This is a genomic window from Paenarthrobacter nitroguajacolicus, from assembly GCF_007786235.1.
Taxonomy (GTDB): domain Bacteria; phylum Actinomycetota; class Actinomycetes; order Actinomycetales; family Micrococcaceae; genus Arthrobacter; species Arthrobacter nitroguajacolicus_A.
On record NZ_VNFK01000019.1, the window covers coordinates 14202 to 32039 of the forward strand.

At 63.2% G+C, this 17838-nt stretch carries 17 protein-coding genes and 1 pseudogene; 9 read left to right on the forward strand and 9 right to left on the reverse strand.

Going from position 1 to position 17838, the window contains the following annotated elements:
* Positions 1–2: 2 nt before the first annotated feature.
* From mmsB to FQP90_RS19330, 5 genes are all read left to right on the forward strand, one after another.
* On the forward strand, positions 3–944 hold the full coding sequence (gene mmsB / locus FQP90_RS19315; protein ID WP_144652691.1) for a 3-hydroxyisobutyrate dehydrogenase: 942 nt from the start codon (positions 3–5) through the stop codon (positions 942–944).
* A gap of 43 nt (positions 945–987) precedes the next feature.
* Positions 988–1767 carry an enoyl-CoA hydratase gene (locus FQP90_RS19320; protein WP_144652692.1) on the forward strand — a complete coding sequence of 260 codons (780 nt, stop codon included), beginning with the start codon at positions 988–990 and terminating at the stop codon, positions 1765–1767.
* Positions 1768–1829: 62 nt separating this feature from the next.
* Positions 1830–2126, forward strand: coding sequence for a DUF4190 domain-containing protein (locus FQP90_RS19325; protein WP_208760042.1), 297 nt, complete (start codon positions 1830–1832; stop codon positions 2124–2126).
* A gap of 88 nt (positions 2127–2214) precedes the next feature.
* Positions 2215–2370: a hypothetical protein gene (locus FQP90_RS23385; RefSeq protein WP_167510521.1), complete on the forward strand. Its 156-nt coding sequence runs from the start codon at positions 2215–2217 to the stop codon at positions 2368–2370.
* Between the two features lie 37 nt (positions 2371–2407).
* Complete coding sequence (locus FQP90_RS19330; protein WP_144652693.1) at positions 2408–2986, forward strand: dihydrofolate reductase family protein; 579 nt, start codon at positions 2408–2410, stop codon at positions 2984–2986.
* Here FQP90_RS19330 and FQP90_RS19335 read toward each other — a convergent pair.
* A complete protein-coding gene (locus FQP90_RS19335) occupies positions 2983–3645 on the reverse strand; it encodes a TenA family protein (RefSeq protein ID WP_144652694.1) in 663 nt (220 codons plus the stop codon). The genes FQP90_RS19330 and FQP90_RS19335 overlap by 4 nt on opposite strands.
* 106 nt (positions 3646–3751) lie before the next feature.
* Between FQP90_RS19335 and FQP90_RS19340 the strand changes: the two genes are divergently transcribed.
* Entirely contained in the window at positions 3752–4612 is an 861-nt protein-coding gene (locus FQP90_RS19340) for a universal stress protein (RefSeq protein ID WP_144652695.1), read from the forward strand.
* Between the two features lie 59 nt (positions 4613–4671).
* Positions 4672–5562, forward strand: coding sequence for a helix-turn-helix transcriptional regulator (locus FQP90_RS19345; protein WP_144652696.1), 891 nt, complete (start codon positions 4672–4674; stop codon positions 5560–5562).
* A gap of 66 nt (positions 5563–5628) precedes the next feature.
* Here the strand turns inward: FQP90_RS19345 and FQP90_RS19350 are convergent, their stop codons facing one another.
* The 3 genes from FQP90_RS19350 to FQP90_RS19360 form a co-directional block, all read right to left on the reverse strand.
* A complete protein-coding gene (locus FQP90_RS19350) occupies positions 5629–6093 on the reverse strand; it encodes a VOC family protein (protein WP_167510522.1) in 465 nt (154 codons plus the stop codon).
* Between the two features lie 141 nt (positions 6094–6234).
* Positions 6235–6387, reverse strand: a complete 153-nt coding sequence (locus FQP90_RS19355) for a MerR family DNA-binding transcriptional regulator (RefSeq protein WP_306439416.1) — start codon at positions 6385–6387, stop codon at positions 6235–6237.
* Positions 6388–6581: 194 nt separating this feature from the next.
* Positions 6582–7787, reverse strand: a complete 1206-nt coding sequence (locus FQP90_RS19360) for an MFS transporter (RefSeq protein ID WP_144652698.1) — start codon at positions 7785–7787, stop codon at positions 6582–6584.
* Positions 7788–7932: 145 nt separating this feature from the next.
* Between FQP90_RS19360 and FQP90_RS19365 the strand changes: the two genes are divergently transcribed.
* Complete coding sequence (locus tag FQP90_RS19365; RefSeq protein ID WP_144652699.1) at positions 7933–9255, forward strand: HNH endonuclease; 1323 nt, start codon at positions 7933–7935, stop codon at positions 9253–9255.
* Positions 9256–9290: 35 nt separating this feature from the next.
* Here the strand turns inward: FQP90_RS19365 and FQP90_RS19370 are convergent, their stop codons facing one another.
* Together FQP90_RS19370 and FQP90_RS19375 are read right to left on the reverse strand one after the other, a co-directional pair.
* The gene (locus FQP90_RS19370; RefSeq protein WP_144652700.1) at positions 9291–9797 is read right to left on the reverse strand and encodes a MarR family winged helix-turn-helix transcriptional regulator; all 507 of its coding nucleotides are present in this window, start codon (positions 9795–9797) and stop codon (positions 9291–9293) included.
* A gap of 42 nt (positions 9798–9839) precedes the next feature.
* Positions 9840–11557 (reverse strand): annotated as a pseudogene (locus FQP90_RS19375) (AMP-binding protein).
* A gap of 133 nt (positions 11558–11690) precedes the next feature.
* Here FQP90_RS19375 and FQP90_RS19380 point away from each other — a divergent pair.
* Positions 11691–12908 (forward strand): acyl-CoA dehydrogenase family protein, encoded by a 1218-nt coding sequence (locus FQP90_RS19380; protein ID WP_144652701.1) that lies wholly within the window; start codon positions 11691–11693, stop codon positions 12906–12908.
* A gap of 17 nt (positions 12909–12925) precedes the next feature.
* Here FQP90_RS19380 and FQP90_RS19385 read toward each other — a convergent pair whose 3' ends face one another.
* From FQP90_RS19385 to FQP90_RS19395, 3 genes are all read right to left on the reverse strand, one after another.
* On the reverse strand, positions 12926–14515 hold the full coding sequence (locus FQP90_RS19385; protein ID WP_144652702.1) for an APC family permease: 1590 nt from the start codon (positions 14513–14515) through the stop codon (positions 12926–12928).
* Between the two features lie 144 nt (positions 14516–14659).
* Complete coding sequence (locus tag FQP90_RS19390; protein ID WP_144652703.1) at positions 14660–16312, reverse strand: GMC family oxidoreductase; 1653 nt, start codon at positions 16310–16312, stop codon at positions 14660–14662.
* Positions 16313–17824: an aldehyde dehydrogenase family protein gene (locus FQP90_RS19395; protein WP_144652704.1), complete on the reverse strand. Its 1512-nt coding sequence runs from the start codon at positions 17822–17824 to the stop codon at positions 16313–16315.
* Between the last annotated feature and the right edge of the window lie 14 nt (positions 17825–17838).

Genomic DNA, 17838 nt, shown 5'->3' on the forward strand with positions numbered 1-17838 from the left:
GCATGACGGAGAACGCAGCCATGTCAGATATCCAAGCCCCGGCAACGGGACTCATCGCTTTCCTCGGTCTCGGCCACATGGGTGGACCCATGGCGGCGAACCTGATCAAAGCCGGACACGACGTTGTTGGCTACGACCCCGTTCCCGCGGCGGTTGAAGCAGCGTTGGCCCACGGGATTCCCATGGCTTCCACGGCACATGAGGCTGCGGCGGAGGCTGCCGTGGTGTTGACCATGCTGCCCAGCGGCAAGCATGTACTGGACGCCTATCGCGGAGTGGACGGGCCAGGGCTGTTGAGCGTCGCCGGGCCGAACACCCTGTTCCTGGACTGCTCCACCATCAACGTGGACGAAGCCCGGGAAGCCGCGGCGATCGCTGTGGAAGCCGGGCACCGGTCCGTGGACGCCCCGGTTTCCGGCGGTGTGGTGGGAGCCGAAGCGGGCACGTTGACCTTCATGGTGGGCGCCTTGCCGGAGGACTTTGAGACCGTCAAGCCCATCCTCGAACTCATGGGAAAGCGGATAGTCCATTGCGGTGACCACGGGGCCGGCCAGGCAGCGAAGGTCTGCAACAACATGATCCTGGGTGTGTCCATGATTGCCGTTGCGGAGGCCTTCGTGCTCGGCGAGAAGCTCGGGCTGACGCATCAGGCGTTGTTCGACGTCGCCTCCAACGCATCCGGGCAATGTTGGGCACTGACCACCAACTGCCCCGTTCCGGGACCGGTGCCCACCAGTCCCGCCAACCGCGACTACCAGCCGGGTTTCGCCGGTGCGTTGATGGCCAAGGACCTGCGTCTGGCACTCAACGCCTTGGAAAGCACTGGTGTTGCGGCGGAGATGGGACCGCTGGCGTCGCGTATTTACGATGCTTTTGCCGCCGGCGAGGGTGCCGGCAGGGATTTCTCCGGCATCATTACGGAGATCCGCGACAAGTCCGTGTGAGAGGTTGAGCTGTGTACATGAGGTTTTTGACGAGAGGGAGAGCATGACGGAGCAGTACCAGAACATCGTGGTGGAAAGTCGGGGCCGCGTTGGCCTGGTGACCCTGAACCGGCCGGAAGCGCTGAATGCGCTGAACACGGCACTCATGAATGAACTCGTGGATGCTGTGACGGCCATGGACACCGACCCGGAGGTGGGGGCCGTGGTGATCACGGGCTCCGCCAAGGCGTTCGCTGCCGGGGCCGACATCAAGGAAATGTCCTCCAACAGCTACATGGACATGTACGCGGCAGACTGGTTCCGTCGGTGGGAGGACCTCACACGCCTCCGTATTCCCGTTATTGCTGCGGTTTCCGGTTTTGCCCTGGGTGGCGGCTGCGAACTGGCCATGATGGCCGATTTCATCATCGCCGGGGATAACGCCAAGTTCGGCCAGCCGGAGATCAACCTGGGCGTGATCCCGGGCATGGGCGGTTCCCAGCGGTTGACCCGCGCCGTGGGCAAGGCGAAGGCGATGGACATGGTCCTGACCGGCCGGTTCATGGACGCGGACGAAGCCGAACGCTCCGGCTTGGTCTCCAGGGTGGTTCCCGCTGCTGAGGTCATCGACGAAGCAATCAAGGCAGCAGAAGTCATCGCGTCCAAGTCCAAGCCCGCCGCCATGGTGGCCAAGGAAGCAGTGAACGCGGCCTTCGAGATGGGACTGTCCCAAGGGGTTGTCTTCGAACGGAGGGTGTTCCACTCGCTCTTCGCTACCGAGGACCAGAAGGAAGGCATGGCGGCGTTCAGCGAGAAGCGCCAACCGGAGTTCAAACACCGGTAATTCGCGCGTGTTTTCGGGTGCGGCGGGGATAGACTCGGTGCACTTACAAATGGGGAGAGAACATGTCAACGGAGATCGTTCAGGCTAACCACACTGAAGCATCCACCCAGCCGATCAACCGGCAGGCCCTCGTAGCCGCCGCAATGGCAGTCGTTGCCCTCGTGGGGCTGTTCTTCGCGGGCATGGCCGTCATCGCGGTCTTCGTCGTTGGGGCAGGACACGTGGCCTTGAACCAGATTCAGCAGCGCGGCGAACGGGGACGCGGATTCGCCATTGCCGCTTTGGCTGTGGGTTACGGCATCGGTCTCCTGTCCTTGGGCTCGGCGCTGATCTTCGCTGTTACTTCCGCAACCCAGTAGGGCGCAGCTCACGCTCCATCCCACGTCACGATTCGGCTGATCGCACCTCCTGTTAAGGGACACGAACAGACGGACACGAGGAAAATTCATGACGTGGCAATTCTGCGATGACGATGACTGCCCTGACAGCTGGCACTGGACGAACCTGGCGGGAACTCCCGAGGCCTGCCGCGGGTCCGATGAACACAGGTCCGCTGAGCAGGAGAACCGCAGAAGGGTTGTCCACTCATACTTCGCGGCGTAGGCTCCTGCGGGCCATCACCGCATTCGAGGAGTGAGTCATGGGACAGCTGATCGTCCAGGATTTTGTTACCGCCGACGGATTCGCCGCCGACACCAACAACGAGTTCAAGGCCTATGAGTTGCTGGAGGGTGGAACAGCCGAGTTCGATCGCGCCCAACTCGAATGGCTCGGCAGCGTTGAAGCCATGGTTCTGGGTGCCAACACCTACAGATACTTCGTGGAGTTCTGGCCGACGCCCGCGTCGGAGGGCGAGATCATCGCGCCAGCCCTGAATGGCTTGCGCCGCCACGTGTTTTCCCGCCAACTGAAGGAAGCCCCGTGGGGTGACTTCCCGCCGTCGACCATTGAATCCGGCGATGCGATCGAAGCGATCCGCCGCATCAAGCGCGAGTCCACCAAGGACATTGTTCTGTGGGGGAGCTTGTCCCTCGGTGAGACGTTCTTCGCGGCAGGCGAGGTTGACGCGGTCCGGTTGGTGGTCATGCCGGTGGGGCAGGGCGCCGGCCGGGGTGTCTTCCCCGCCGGACACGACCCCGCGCTGTTGAAACTCGTGGACGTGAACAGTTACGACCAAGGCCTGGTGGAGCTCAGCTACACCCTGCGGAAGCAGCCCTAGCGGATAGCTGCGCTGACAAGCGCCGCGTCGAAGAACGCCCGCTCCAGCCGGACTGCTTCCGCAAACGTCGCAGCCACGCGTTGCCGCTTTTGCGGCGACGAAGGTTCGACGGCGTCGAACTCGTCGCGCAACCACGCCACCCACGCGTTGTACTCAGGGTTGTTGTGGAGACGGATCCACTCGGCGTGCTTGGGTTCTGCGGGCCAGCTGTCAGGATTGCCTGCGCGGGCTGCCCAGTCGCCGTAGAGCCACTCGGCAACCAGCAGCACGGCCAGGACATCCGGGTAGGAACGGGTGGCGAGGGCGCTGCGCATAAGGGCATCGAAATCGCGGGTGGCCTGTCCGAGGGCTGGTGTTGTCCTGTCCGTTTCCGGAACGTCCAGTTCACTAAAGCAATCCTGGAAATACGTGTTCTCGTCCGAAGCAAAAGCGCCGAGGACTCCAGCGAACACCAGCCGCGAAGGCAGCGAGGGAGCCGACGCCACGGCCTGGCCCAGGAGGGCGGTGAACGCGTCGCAGAACTGGTAATCCTGCACGAGGTAGTGGCTCAGGTCCTCGTCCGGGAGGGACCCGTCCAGCAGTTGGTCCACGAACGGATGGTTGACGGCGGCGTCCCAATCCCCGGCGGATTGGTTCCTGAGTTCTTCGGCAAAGCCCACGGTGTTTCCTCCTGAAGTGTCAGCATCGGAGCCTAGCAGCGTACTGGGTTTTGGCGGCGGGCGTTACGCTATGGTGCCGCTTCCCGCGCCGGCGTAGGCTCTGGCCATGACGGAAACCCGCACGATCGTGGTTGGCTATGACGGATCCGAAGAAGCGAAGCGTGCCGTCCAATGGGCAGCCCGCCACGCGGTCCTGAGGGGCTGTTCCCTGCAGATTGTTCACTGCTCCCTGTGGGTCCTGCTGTCCCATAACAGGGGGCCTGTTCCCGGTGTGGCCGACAGCGGCCTGGAACGTGCGGCCCAGAAAGTCCTGGAAGAGGGTCTGGCGCTCGCAAAAGAGACCGTCCCCGATCTGGAAGTCCGCACCACGTTGCTTCACGGAATGCCCCGCGATCATCTCGCCCACGTTTCGGTTGGCGCTGTGATGTTGGTGCTCGGAAGCCGGGGCCTGGGCGGGTTCATGGGGCTGCTGGTGGGGTCAGTGAGCCTGGAAATGGCCGCAACGGCAGAGTGCCCGGTGGCAGTGATCCGCTCGGATGACCATCCGGAGGGCCGGGTGCTGCTTGCCATCGATGACTCAGGGTCACCGGCAGCCCTTGAGGATGCCTGTCTTTTCGCGGCAGCAACGGGTGCCGAACTCATGATCGTTCACGTACTGCACGAACCCGATGGCTACCGGCGGTTGCGGGAGCCAGTGGAGGCTTACCCGGACGCTGAAGCGTTGCTTGACTCGGTGTTGAGCCAGGCCCGCCACAAAGCACCCGGGATCACGGTGGCCGGAGAGTTGCTGGTGGATGCTTCCTTCTCACGGGCGGTGGTCAAAGCCTCGCAAGGAGCACGCCTAACGGTGGTGGGGACCAAGGGGCATGGACTCATCAAGGGCACCATTGGGTCCACAGCCCACGCTGTGCTTCACCATGCCCATAGTCCCGTGTTGGTGTCGCGCCGGAAGGCCGAGCCGACGTAAGCCGTTGGGGGCCCTCAAAGGGACTCCCTCCCGCTGCGGCCCGGAACTAGTGTGAAGGTATGGACAATCGGGCAGAAGTACGCGAATTCCTGATCTCCCGGCGCGCCCAGGTGGCACCCGGGCAGGTGGGGCTGCCAGCCGGTTCGAATCGACGCGTCAAAGGTTTGCGTCGGAGCGAGGTGGCCACGCTTGCCGGGCTGAGCGTCGAGTACTACACCCGCCTGGAGCGCGGCGCCATCAGTGGCGCTTCGCCGCAAGTGCTCGAGAGCCTCGCCAGGGCGCTGAATCTGGATGATGCCGAGCGCGCCCACCTCTTTGATTTGGCCCATGCAGCGAGTCCAGTTGCCCGACCGCCGCGACGCCGGAACTCGAAATCCTATGTGCCCCACCAGAGCCTGCAGTGGGCCTTGGATGCTGTCACGGCCGGACCCGCGTTCGTCCGCAATGGCCGGATGGATCTACTGGCGGTTAATCCGTTGGCCCGGGCGTTCTACAACGACTGTTACGACATGCCGGGCCAGGCACCCAACATTGCCCGCTTCACCTTCCTGGACGATCGTGCGCATGAGTTCTACCCGGACTGGGACGCCTTCGCCGAGGTGACGGTTTCCATCCTGCGTACTGAAGCCGGCAGGGACCCGCACAACAAAGAGCTTCACGATCTCATTGGTGAACTCAGCACCCGCAGCGAGGAGTTCCGCACCCGCTGGGGTGCGCACAACGTCCGCCACCACGGCACGGGGTTCAAGACGTTCAACCATCCGATCGTCGGTGAGATGACTCTCGCCTTCGAGGGCCTGGAAATGGCCGCAGAACCCGGGCTGACGCTGACCATCTACGCTGCGGAACCCGGATCGCCGTCGGCCGAGCGTCTCCAGCTGTTGGCATCGTGGGCGGCCAGCGAATACGGTGTCCAGCTTGCACCCGAAAGGACCGTCGCGGACAGCTGACTGCCGGACGGCTGCTGCGTCTTCACCTACGCTCCCGCCGGCAAGGCGTGCAGCTTCAGAGGAACCTTACCGGGACCGATGGGCATCAGTGGTGAAGCCCTTCCTCTGGGTCCGTTCTTGCAGAGTTTCAAGTTCTTGGAAGAAGGTCAGTTGCCAGCCAGCAGGACCTTGAACTCTTCCGTTAATGGTCTCGAAGGGAGTTCTGATTGAAGGTGCGAGCACCTTCAATCCAAACTCTTCGGCGGAGGTCATTGCGACTTCGGTGTTGTCCACCTCAAGGGCGATTCGGGCAGTAGGCCCTTCGACAGATGGTGCGTTCTCGATAGCGTCGATGTTGTGAATGTGTGTGCGTGTGGCGAGCTCAATCGTCGCCGCGGCGACGTTCAGTATTGCCACTCGATCCTCACCGTCGGTTGCGAAAGCAGGCTGTTCCGTAAGCCCAAGGACGTCACGGTAAAAATGTAGGGCGCTATCGAAGTCGTCTGTTTCGATGATCAAACGCAACTGTCTGGGCGGCTGTGGAAGGTTCATGTCCATCATCTTGGAGGGTGACATGCGTGTCAGGTGCAAGTCCGTAGCGATCTCCTAGCCGTTTCAGCTGCCGAAGTTCGGCTTCGACGGTTTCTTTCTCGCTCTCCAGCCGCGCCCGCGCAGCTGTCACGGCCGCTAGGATCAGATCACGTAAATGCGGTGGCCCGCCGAAGTCCGCTGCGGCTCAACCAAGAGCTGCTGTTCGTAATAACGCAGCGACCTGACGCTGACGCCAGTCCTCGTGGATAATTCTCCAATCCTCATACAACCGTCCTCGTCGAAGAAATCCGCCATATAACAGTCAACTCCACGACGGGGGACTTTGTCCCCACCATTGAGTTGCTCCCGGCGGAAATGCCGACGGGGTAACAGGCAGCCTTTGCTTCACTTCGGGCAAGAACCACCCTCGCTATGGACACGAATTCCGAGGCGTCTCTGTCAAGACACCGGGCCCAGGAGACCCTCCGAGGTTGAGGTCCATGGGGAGATCAGCGCTCTTCTTCCGGCCGACGTTCCCGCGGGTCCTTCCGAAACAACACCAGGAGCGGCAGGAAGTAGAGCGCAGCTACTCCCGCACCCACCAGCACCGGACCGCTGGCTCCCAGCGCGGACTCCAATGCGAAGCCGGCCATCCAGGAACCCACTGCCGTGCCCAGATTGAACGCCGAAGTGCTGAGCGCCGAGGCCAGGGTTGGAGCTTGCCCGGCATAGCTCACTGCCTTGCCGATCAATATCGGGTTCGTTGCCATCCCGAAGAGGCCCAGCAGGAAGATCAGGACCACTGCGACCACCGCAAAGTGGGAGAACAGGAAGAGAGCGCCGAGAACCAGGAATGTCATGCCTGCTGAGATGAACAGTGCCGGGTATGGGCGGTGGGAACCGAAGTGGCCACCCAGGGTGGAGCCGATGAACGCCCCGACACCGTACGCCATCAGCACCAGCGGAACCGCGGCTGCGGCAAGCCCGGTGTTCTCGGTGAGCAGCGGAGAGATGAAGGTGTAGGCAGCCAAGGAAGATCCGCACACCATCGCGCAGCCCGCCAGGACAAGCCAAACCCTCGAGTCCCGCATACTCGCCAGCTCAGCACGCACCGACGGGGTGGGTCCCGAAACAGGATCCTCGGCAACCAACCGGTACACGGCAACTGCACCCACCAGGGCCAGGCAAGCGAGTATCCAGAACGGTCCCCGCCAGCCAATCACCTGACCGGCAAACGCCCCAAGGGGAACACCCACCACATTGGCAAGCATCCCGCCGCCCAACACCACCCCTAGCGCCCGCGAAGCTGCCGCAGCGCCTGCCGCTTTGGCACCCACGACGGCGGCTACCGCCCAAAAAGCGCCTGTCGCCAACGCCGTGAGGAAACGCGCGCCAAGAATGATCGTCAAGTTCGAGGAAAGCGCCACAATCACATGACCCACCGCGAAGACCACCAATGCGAGACTCAGAGTCAGGCGGCGTGGCAGCTTAAGAGTCAGGATGGACACTGTAGGGGTACCCACGATCATCCCCAACGCGAAGATCGTGATCATGAGGCCCGCACCGGCTACGGACGTGCCGAGGTCAGTGGCGATTTCCGGCAGGATGCCGGCAACAATGAACTCCGTGGTCCCCATGAGGAACACTCCGGCTGCCAGGACGTAGGTCACCAACGGCAGACGCCGGGTCTTGGCGGTGGGAAAGGTTGTGGTCATGGATCCAGAACATCAGGTTCACAGCGGGGGAGGGAGTCCCGCTTGAGGGAGGTCCTCCGAGGGACTCCCTCGCTGCGCAAAGGCTATGGGGCTCCCCTGTGATCGCTGACCTTATATTGTCAGTGCCTGCTGCCAGAGTAGGGGAATGGAACAAACTGGGGAGAGGCATACGGGCACAGCAGTGGCGCTCGGGCGCGCTCCCGTCGTTGTGGATTCCGTTCAGCCAGGCAGGGGTACAGCCAGCACCGTTAGTGGGGACCTGATCGAGCAGTTGCGGGCCCTGGAGGAGATGAAATCGGCGATCACCGCTTTGCAGGCGCGGGTTGCTGTGGCTTTTGATCTGGCTCAACGTCAGGAGCAGGCCGAGGCAGGGGTCCCTTCCTCGGAGCGCGGCCAGGGCGTGGGAGCCCAAGTGGCGCTGGCAAGGAGGGAATCACCGAACCGCGGCTCCCGGTTGCTTGGTTTGGCGAAGGCCCTCGTGATCGAGATGCCGCACACCTTGGCAGCGCTGCAGTCCGGGCAGCTGAATGAGTGGCGTGCCACGCTGCTGGTGAAAGAAACCGCGTGCCTGTCTGTTGAGGACCGTGCCGCTGTCGACGAGGAGCTCGCCCCCGACACAGGGACCTTTGCCGGGAAGGGCGACAAAGCGATCGTGGCCGCGGCGAAAGCTGCCGCATATCGGAGGGATCCCCGGTCAGTGGCCGGGCGTGCCAGCCGCGCTGCAACCGAGAGGACAGTGAGCCTGCGTCCGGCGCCGGACACCATGACCTACCTGACGGCCCTCCTTCCCGTTGCCCAGGGAGTGGCGGTCTACGCGGCGCTGACCCGGGCCGCAGATTCAGCCCGTTCCAGCGGCGATGGCCGGAACCGCGGTCAAGCCATGGCCGATACCCTCGTCGAACGCATCACCGGTACCCCGGGCGGGATTACGGGAGTCAACCTGGACCTCGTTATGACTGACCGCACCCTGTTCCAAGGTGACAGTGAACCAGCCCGGCTCAAGGGCTATGGAATCGTCCCCGCTGAATGGGGAAGGGAACTGCTCGGAACAGGGCAAACCGGTCAAGGTCACGCGGCAGTGCCGAAGACAGAGCTCACTGTCTGGCTTCGCCGGCTCTACACGGCTCCAACTACGGGAGAACTCCTTGCCGCCGACTCCAAGGCCCGGGTCTTCGCTGGTGGGCTCCGGCGCTTCATCGAAACCCGTGACGACACCTGCCGGACGCCGTATTGCGATGCGCCCATACGGCATATTGACCATGTGGTTCCGTGGCGTTCCGGTGGGCAAACAAACCTCGCTAATGGCGCAGGACTATGCGAAGCATGCAACCACACGAAGGAATCCCCTCGGTGGAGCACCCGTGCTGTGCATGCCGACGTGCACACCGTGGAAATCCGTACGCCCACTGGGCATACTTACCAATCGAAAGCGCCACGCCTGCCCGGGCATCAGCCTTCCAGAACGTAGAAACCCCGGACACGTAGAAAAGCCCGTTCAGCGCCTTAGTCTTCGAAGTCTCCGGCGTCCCTGCGGAAGGTGCCCAGGACGCGGATGAGGTGATCGACGTCGTCGGGCCCGAAACCTGACTTGCCGAAAACCTCGGCGTTGAGGGCCTCCGTCGCCTTCTTCGCGAGGGTGCGGCCCTCGGCGGTGAGCTCGATCAGGGTGGTGCGTCCGTCTGTTGGATGCGGGGAACGCGCCACCAGGGCGGCTTTCTCCAAGCGGTCGACGGCGTTGGTCACCGAAGTGGGATGGACCTGCAGGAGCGCGCTGGCTTTGTTCATGGGCAGCGCGCCGCTGCGGGCGAAACTCAGCAGCGCCAGGAGTTCGTAGCGTGCGAAAGTCAGCCCAAACGGTTTGAGCACCGTTTCGATGCGCGCCAGCAGGATCTGCTGGGTGCGCATGATCGCGGTGATGGCGGCCATGGGCGCCGCGACGTCGCCCCAGCCATGCCGTTCCCAGTTACGCTGGGCGTCGGCGATGGGGTCGCGGGGGAGTGGGGTGCCCATGGGCCTCCTTCGGTTGCTTGGTTGGCCTGATGTCCCGGGTGGCTAGTCTTTCAGATTCGGGAACTCTTCCTCGGTGTATTCGACGCCCAAACCGGCGGGCAGCGGGCCATCGCCATGCCGGGCAACCTCTGTCCCGCGCAGTTCAACTCGCCGGATCTTGCCTGAGATGGTCTTGGGCAGCTCACCGAATTCGAGCCGGCGAATCCGTTTGAACGGCGCCAGATGCTCGCGGCAATACCTAAGGATGTCCTCCGCGACCGCCGGCCCGGGTTGGTAGCCGGCAGCCAGCACCACAAACGCTTTGGGCACCGAGAGCTTCACGGCATCAGGCGAGGGTACGACGGCGGCCTCCGCCACTGCGGGATGTTCGATCAGCACGCTTTCGAGTTCGAACGGGGACAAACGGTAGTCGGAGGACTTGAAGACGTCATCGTCCCGGCCTACATAAGTGATCACGCCCTCGGCGTCCCGGCTGGCCATGTCGCCGGTGTGATAGTAGCCGTCGCGGAAGGCCTCGGCCGTTTTGGCTGCGTCTCCGAAGTAGCTCTTCATGAGCCCCACGGGCCGGGGGTCCAGACGCAAGCAGAGTTCGCCGTCGTCGGCTTCCTTCCCGGTGTTTGGATCCACCAGGACAACGTCGTATCCGGGGAGTGGCCTGCCCATGGAGCCGATCTTCACCGGCTGGGCCGGTGTGTTGGCGATCTGGACGGTGGATTCTGTTTGCCCGAAACCGTCGCGGATGGTGACGCCCCAGGCTTCCCCACCTGGCCAATGACCTCGGCGTTGAGGGGTTCGCCGGCCGAGACGACCTTCAGCGGAGGGGTAGTGAGCTGGGTAAGGTCGGCCTGGATGAGCATGCGCCACACCGTGGGCGGAGCGCAGAAACTGGTGACGCCTTCGCGGCCCATCTGGTCCATGAGGGCGGCGGCGTCGAAGCGTTCGTAGTTGTAAATGAAGACGCAGGCCTCGGCGATCCAGGGCGTAAAGACGTTGGACCACGCGTGCTTGGCCCAACCAGGCGACGCCACGTTCAGGTGTACGTCGCCGGGTTCAAGGCCGATCCAGTACATCGTGGACAGATGGCCCACGGGGTATGACGTGTGAGTGTGCTCCACCAGCTTGGCGCGGGACGTGGTGCCGGAGGTGAAGTAGAGGAGCAGGGTCTCGTCTGCCTTGGTGGTTGCGTCGGGCGTGAAGTCCGTGCCGGCGTCGTACGAATCCGCGTACTGTTTAGCGTTCGCATTGGTGCGCTCCGCACCGATCTCGATCAGCGTGTAGTCACCCTCCACCGCCGCGAACTTGCCGATGTTGGCGTTTCCGACGGCAACCCAGTTGGCCCCGCCGCGTTCCACCCGGTCCTGGAGATCGCGGGCACCCATGAGGGTGGTGGTGGGAATCATGACGATGCCCAGCTTGATGCCGGCCAACATGAGTTCCCAGAGTTCCACTTGGTTGCCGAGCATGATGATCATGTGGTCGCCGCGCTTGACTCCCTGGTCCCGCAGCCAGTTGGCCAGCTGGGATGACCGTTGCGAGAGGTCCTTGAAGGTACGGCGGGTGGAGCTGCCGTCCTGTTCCACGATGACCAGCGCGGGCTTGTTGCCCTTGGTCCGGTCCGCGGCGATCTGGTCGAACCAGTCGAGGGCGAAGTTGAATTCCTCGAAGCGTGGCCACTGGAATTCGGCGTGTGCCTGCTTGTAGTCCTCGCGCAGCTCCAGCAGCCGGTCGCGGGCCGCACGGAAGTCGTCTGTGACTGTCATAGTCCGCCTTTCGCTTTCGGAGTGCCCGGCACCGTTGCCACAGCATCCCGCCTAGTGATCCACATCACCTTGCAATATACTAGGACATCCAAGGGTTTGGAAGAGCCTGTGCGGGACATGACGAAGGGGTCTGATGCTCGACGACAAAGCTGCCGGCACCGTTACCAGTGGTGCGGCGACAGAACACGTCCTCCCTCCTTATCCGGAGGCGGACCTGATGCACGTCATAGACCTGCTTCCGGCGGGAGAGCGTGCGCGATACCTCGAAATCCGGGAGTTCCTGCAAACACGGATCCGGGCGGCAAGCATTGACTACTGGAACCGGGAAGAGTTCCCGTTCGGGCTGCTGGCCGACATGGCCAAGTTGGGACTCGGAGGGTTGCAGACGGACGGCTCCTCCAAGTTGTTCAAAGGCCTCATGTACACCGAGATTGCCCGGGCCGACGTGTCTCTATCGGCCCTGGTGGGCATCCATAACGAACTCATCGTTGGCATGATTGACGAGCTTGGGTCTCCCGAGCAGAAGCGCCGCTGGTTGCCTGGACTGGAGGCCTTGACGCAGCTTGGCGCCTTCGCCCTGACCGAACCGGACCACGGTTCCGACATCGCCGGAGGACTCTCGACGACGGCGCGGCGCGACGGCGGCGAATGGGTCATCAGCGGTGTCAAGCGCTGGATTGGGGCCGGCACGATTGCCGACTTCGCGTTGGTCTGGGCTCGTGACGAATCCGATGGGCAGATCAAGGGCTTCATCGTGGAGACGGACCGCCCCGGATATTCGGCTACCAAGATCTCCAACAAGATCGGCCTCCGCATCATGCAAAATGCGGACATCGTGCTGGACGATGTCCGCATTCCGGCGGAAAACCTGCTGCCCGGAGCAACCGAGTTCTCACGGGCCAATGACTTGTTGCGGGATTCCCGGGCCTGGGTTGGGTGGCAGGCTGCGGGTATCCAGTTGGCTGCCTTTGATATCGCCCGGTCCTACGCCTTGGAGCGTCATCAATTCGGCAAGGAACTGGCTCGCTTCCAGCTGGTCCAGCAGCAGCTCGCCGACATTCTGGGTAATGCCAACGCATCGCTGTCCATGATGGTGGAACTCGCGCGGATCCAGCAGGCCGGGAAGCTCGAAATGGTGCAGGCTGCCATGTGCAAGGCCACCACCACCCGGCTGGCGCGCTCATCCGTGTCGATGGGACGCTCCCTCCTGGGCGGGAACGGGATCACCACGGATTACGAGATGGGCAAGCTCTTCGGTGACGCCGAGATTCTCTACACCTACGAGGGCAGCTACGAGATCAATTCCATGATCGTGGCCCGGGCGGTAACGGGTAAATCTGCGTTTGTCTGAGACCGCCCGGGCGTGGGTCACGATTTCTGAGCTACCACCAAGGCCGGGTCCGGCTCCGGGTCCGAAGGCGCAGCGACGGCTGCGTGTTCGGCCAGGACTCCGGTCTTGTGCCTGATGCGCAGGCGGTAAAGCAGCGTGCCGCCGATGATGACTGTGCCAACAAAGATCACACCGCCCCATTGCAGGTACCACTCGAACGGCGGCACCGAGTTGTAAATCTCCGGCCGCGGCCACACCAGGTTCAGCGTCATGGCACCGCCCCACAGCACGGCCAGGATGTTGACGGGCAGCCCCCATTTTCCGAGGCTGAAGCCCGGTTCTGATCCGTCGTCCTTGAGGGGCCACTTCTTCAGGAAACGGCGCCGCAGCATGGGCACGGTCACCAGCAGGTAGGACAGATAGATCAGGACGATGCTGATGCTGGAGAGAATGGTGAAGATGGCCGGCTGGGAGATGTTGACGATCAACGGAATAACGGCCACCACACCAATGACGATGGCAGCGACGGTGGGAGTCTTACGCGTGGGATGCACCTTGCTGAGCTGACGGCTGAAGGGAAGGTTGTTGTCCCTGGCCATGGCGAACATCATCCGGATGGCTGCTGCATGGACGGCCAGTGTGCAGACCACCACGGCCACCACGATGCACACCAGGAAGGCCTTGCCGAAAGGCCCGCCCAGCACCGACAGCACGATGTACTGCAGTCCACCATCGGCTGCGCCCAGCTTTGGATCTGAAAGATCGGGGGCGGCCAGGATTCCGCCCAGGAGGAGCAGGCCTCCGAGAAGGAAGGACGCCGTGACGGCGCGCAGGATCGCCCTGGGTGCCGTCTTCTTGGGGTCCTTGGTTTCTTCGCCCAAGGAGCTGGCGGTGTCGAAGCCGTACATGACGTACCCCGAAGCCACGGCAGCAATGAGGAACACTCCGAAGAAGCCCAGAGGATGCTCTTCACCGAATCCGGCAGTATCCAGGAGGACTTCCGGCCCCCGCACGGAGTGCCAGATAAGCGCCGCAATGAGCAGGACGGCCGCAACCAGTTCCACGAACACACCCACGCTGTTGATCATGGTCATCAGTTTCACGCCGAACGCGTTGATGAGGGTGGAAATGCCGATCATGATGCTGGCCAGGACAACCCCGTTGACCGCAAAGTCATAGGGCCCCGTTCCATCACCCACCAGTTGGAAGCCGCTCCAGATCTGGGGCAACGTGATTTGGAGGGCCAAGGCAACCGAACCCAGGGCCATGATGGAGGAGAGCAGCAGCAACCAGCCCGCCAACCAAGCCCACGTTCCGGTGGAGAGCCTCTTGGCCCAGTTGTAGACCGATCCGGCCACGGGGTAGCGTCCGGCCAGTTCCGCGAAGCACAGGGCGACCATGAGCTGGCCGACGAAGACGATGGGCCACGACCAAGCGTAGGCGGGTCCCGCCGTCGAGAATCCGAAGTAAAACAGTTGAAAAACGCCGGTGAGGATGGAGATGTAGCTGACGCCGGCGGCGAAGCTAGCGAACTTACCAATGCTGCGGTCCAGGGTTTGGGCGTAGCCAAACTCGTCCATGCCGCTTGCATCGCTCTTGCAGGGTCCTAATTTGCTGGGTTCTGACATGCGAACTCCTAGTTCAGACGTGCACGAATGGTGATTACCTGCGGCCGCCGTTGGTCGCAGTCGAAATCAAAGGCCGGGCACCACGCTGTGCCTCCGGCTGTTCCCCCATTGTTTGTTGCGTGGGTCTAAAAGCAGGGTGCCCGTTCAGGCGACAGACAAGCTGAAGCCGGCTTCCGCCGTCGTGGTTTCCTCCGTCCGGTTGCTGTTGAAATCGGCCCTGATGAGATCGGCGCAGCGTTCGCCGATCATCATCGCGGTGATATTCGGGTTGACGGTGACGTGTTCCGGCATGACGGAGGCGTCCGCCACGCGCAATCCGGTAACGCCCTTGACCCGCAGTTCGGGATCCAAGGGTGACATATGGTCGTCCACCGATCCCATGCGGACAGTGCCGACGGGGTGGTACACGGTGTTGTGCGTTTTGCGGATGTAGTCCTGCAGTTCCTCATCGGTTTGCGCTTCGATACCAGGGGAGAGCTCCCGACCGGTCCATTCAGCCATGGCCGGCTGCGTGGCGATTTCGCGGGCTTTGCGGATACCGGCCACCATGACGCGCATGTCGTGGCCCTCCGGATCGGTGAAGTAGCGAGGGTCCACCATGGGCTTGTCCCGGAAGTCCCGGCTGCGCAGCCTGACCGTGCCGCGGGAACGCGCGTGGGTGACGTTCGGAGTCAGGCTGAAGCCGTTCTCCGTGGTGGGGTAGCCGTAGCGCAGGGTGTTCATGTCGAACGGGACGGAGCCATAGTGCATCATCAGGTCCGGGCGGTCCAGGCCCTCTTCGGTGGGAGTGAAAATGCCGATCTCCCACCACTGGGTGGAGGACTGCACCATGGGCTGCTTGGCCTCGAACTGCACCACGCCCTCCGGGTGGTCCTGCAGGTGCTCGCCGACGCCCGGGGAATCCACCAGGACCTCGATGCCATGCTGCTCGAGGTGCGCGGCCGGGCCTATGCCGGAGAGCATGAGGAGCTTGGGGGAATCGATTGCGCCGGTGGACAGGATGACCTCGTGATGTGCGTTCAGCCTGTGTGTGCGGCCGAAGGCCGAGTCCACGACATCGACGCCGGTGCAGCGCTTGTCCGCGTCGAATACCAGTTGGCGGGCCCGGAGGCCCGTGAGGAGCGTGAAGTTGGGGCGGTCAATGATCGGGTGGATGTAAGAGACGGAACTGGATGAACGCGTCCCGTCAGAGCGGCGGTTGATCTGGAAGAAGTTGGCGCCGTTGACCACGGTGGTGCCGTCGTTGAACTTTGCGCGGGGAATGCCCGTCTGCTCACAGGCATTAAGGAGCGCGACGCCGGCGGGATCGTTCGGAGGAACGTTCATCAGGTGCACCGGGCCGTCGTGGCCATGGTGTGGAGCTTCCGGTCCAGCGTCCTCGTTGCTTTCCAGGCGCTGGTACAAGGGCCAGGCGGCAGCAGCGTTCCAGCCCGTGGCGCCGTACTTCGATTCCCACTCATCCAGGTCTTCGCGGGGAGCCCAGAAAGCGATGCAGGAGTTGTGGCTGGAGCAGCCGCCCATCACCTTGGCGCGGGCGTGGCGCATGAAAGAGTTGCCGTTTTCCTGGGGTTCCACCGGGTAATCCCAGTCGTAGCCGGATTCCAGCAGCTCCATCCAGCGATCCAGTTGCAGGATCTCCGGCAGGTTCCTGTCATCCGGACCCGCCTCTACCAACGCCACTGTAACGTCAGGGTCCTCGCTCAGCCTGGCGGCAACGGCGGCGCCGGCCGATCCTCCGCCAATGACGACGTAGTCGAACCCGCGCTCGCTGAGGTTCTCAATGTTGTCAAGGTGCATCTAGTTCTCCTTGCCGTGGTCTGCGAACCAGCCGGTCACCTGCGGGCTGGTGTTCTGGTAGATGTGCTTGGCTTCCTGGTATTCACCCAGTCCGGTGGGGCCGAGTTCGCGGCCGACGCCGGACTGGCCGAAGCCGCCCCACTCGGCCTGCGGAAGGTAGGGGTGGTAGTCGTTGATCCAGACCGTGCCGTGCCGCAACCGTCCCGCTACCCGCTGGGCCTTGCCGGCATCCTGGGTCCACACTGCGCCAGCCAGCCCGTAGATGGTGTCGTTGGCGGTGGCTACGGCTTCGTCCTCGGTGCGGAAGGTTTCCACTGTTACTACCGGGCCAAAAGCTTCGTCGATCACTACGGACATTCCCCTGGTCACGCGGTCCAGGATGGTCGGCTGGTAGTAGAAGCCGGCGTCGTACTTTTCCCCTTCAGGTGCTGAGCCGCCACACCGCAGCCGGGCACCTTCCGCTACGCCGCGCTGGACGTAGCTGTGGACCTTGTCGCGGTGCGCTGCGGAAATCAGCGGTCCGGTTTCGGCGGACTCATCGAAGGGGCCGCCGAGGCGGATCTCCTGTGCCCTGCGGACCAGTTCGTCAACGAAGCGCTCGGCGATGGATTCCTCCACCACCAGCCGCGCCCCCGCTGAACAGACCTGCCCTGAGTGCACGAAGGCACCGTTCAGCGCGTTGTCGACGGCGGCGTCGAAGTCAGCGTCAGCGAACACCACGTTGGGGTTCTTGCCGCCGAGCTCCAGTGCCACCTTCTTTACGGTGCCCGCTGCTGCTGCCGCCACGCGCTTGCCGGTTTCCAGTCCGCCGGTGAAGGATACGAGGTCGACGTCGGGGTGCTCGGAAAGCGGCGCGCCCGCCTTTGCGCCGGGGCCGGTGACGAGGTTGGCAACGCCATCCGGCAGGCCGAGATCCTTGAGCAACTGCATGGCAAGGATGGCGGTGGAGGGGGTCAGCTCGGCGGGTTTGAGGACGAAACTGCAGCCTGCGGCCAGCGCGGGCGCGATCTTCCAGGCGGCCTGCAGCAGCGGATAGTTCCACGGGGTGATGAGGCCGCAGACGCCAACGGGTTCGTAGACGATTCTGCTGACGACGGCGGCGTCCCCGGCGTCGACAATCCTGCCTGCCGACTGCCCGGCGAGCCTGCCGAAGTATTCGAAGCAGGCCGCGATGTCGTCCATGTCGATACGGCTTTCGATGATTCTCTTGCCCGTGTCCAGGGATTCGGCGCGGGCGAACTTTTCCCGTCGTTCGCGGAGTTCTGCGGCGACCTTCAGTAGGAACGCGCCCCTTTCGGGAGCGGGGACGTTCGCCCAAACGCCGGAGTCGAAGGCCGCGCGGGCTGCGGAAATGGCACGCTCGGCATCTTCGCGGCCGGCTTCGGACACCGTGGCGACCAGTTCGCCGTCGGCCGGGTTGTGGATTGCGCGCACCGCACCGGAAGCGGCTGGCTCCCACGATCCATTGATGAAAAGAGTGGAGGCGGAATCGGAAAATGTGGCTTGGGTCATACGAGGGAGGTTAG

Coding starts and splice junctions, on each gene's coding strand:
- mmsB (WP_144652691.1), top strand. CDS start 3: ATGACGGAGAACGCAGCCATGTCAGATATCCAAGCCCCGGCAACGGGA.
- FQP90_RS19320 (WP_144652692.1), top strand. CDS start 988: ATGACGGAGCAGTACCAGAACATCGTGGTGGAAAGTCGGGGCCGCGTT.
- FQP90_RS19325 (WP_208760042.1), top strand. CDS start 1,830: ATGTCAACGGAGATCGTTCAGGCTAACCACACTGAAGCATCCACCCAG.
- FQP90_RS23385 (WP_167510521.1), top strand. CDS start 2,215: ATGACGTGGCAATTCTGCGATGACGATGACTGCCCTGACAGCTGGCAC.
- FQP90_RS19330 (WP_144652693.1), top strand. CDS start 2,408: ATGGGACAGCTGATCGTCCAGGATTTTGTTACCGCCGACGGATTCGCC.
- FQP90_RS19340 (WP_144652695.1), top strand. CDS start 3,752: ATGACGGAAACCCGCACGATCGTGGTTGGCTATGACGGATCCGAAGAA.
- FQP90_RS19345 (WP_144652696.1), top strand. CDS start 4,672: ATGGACAATCGGGCAGAAGTACGCGAATTCCTGATCTCCCGGCGCGCC.
- FQP90_RS19350 (WP_167510522.1), bottom strand. CDS start 6,093: ATGAACCTTCCACAGCCGCCCAGACAGTTGCGTTTGATCATCGAAACA.
- FQP90_RS19355 (WP_306439416.1), bottom strand. CDS start 6,387: ATGGCGGATTTCTTCGACGAGGACGGTTGTATGAGGATTGGAGAATTA.
- FQP90_RS19360 (WP_144652698.1), bottom strand. CDS start 7,787: ATGACCACAACCTTTCCCACCGCCAAGACCCGGCGTCTGCCGTTGGTG.
- FQP90_RS19365 (WP_144652699.1), top strand. CDS start 7,933: ATGGAACAAACTGGGGAGAGGCATACGGGCACAGCAGTGGCGCTCGGG.
- FQP90_RS19370 (WP_144652700.1), bottom strand. CDS start 9,797: ATGGGCACCCCACTCCCCCGCGACCCCATCGCCGACGCCCAGCGTAAC.
- FQP90_RS19380 (WP_144652701.1), top strand. CDS start 11,691: ATGCTCGACGACAAAGCTGCCGGCACCGTTACCAGTGGTGCGGCGACA.
- FQP90_RS19385 (WP_144652702.1), bottom strand. CDS start 14,515: ATGTCAGAACCCAGCAAATTAGGACCCTGCAAGAGCGATGCAAGCGGC.
- FQP90_RS19390 (WP_144652703.1), bottom strand. CDS start 16,312: ATGCACCTTGACAACATTGAGAACCTCAGCGAGCGCGGGTTCGACTAC.
- FQP90_RS19395 (WP_144652704.1), bottom strand. CDS start 17,824: ATGACCCAAGCCACATTTTCCGATTCCGCCTCCACTCTTTTCATCAAT.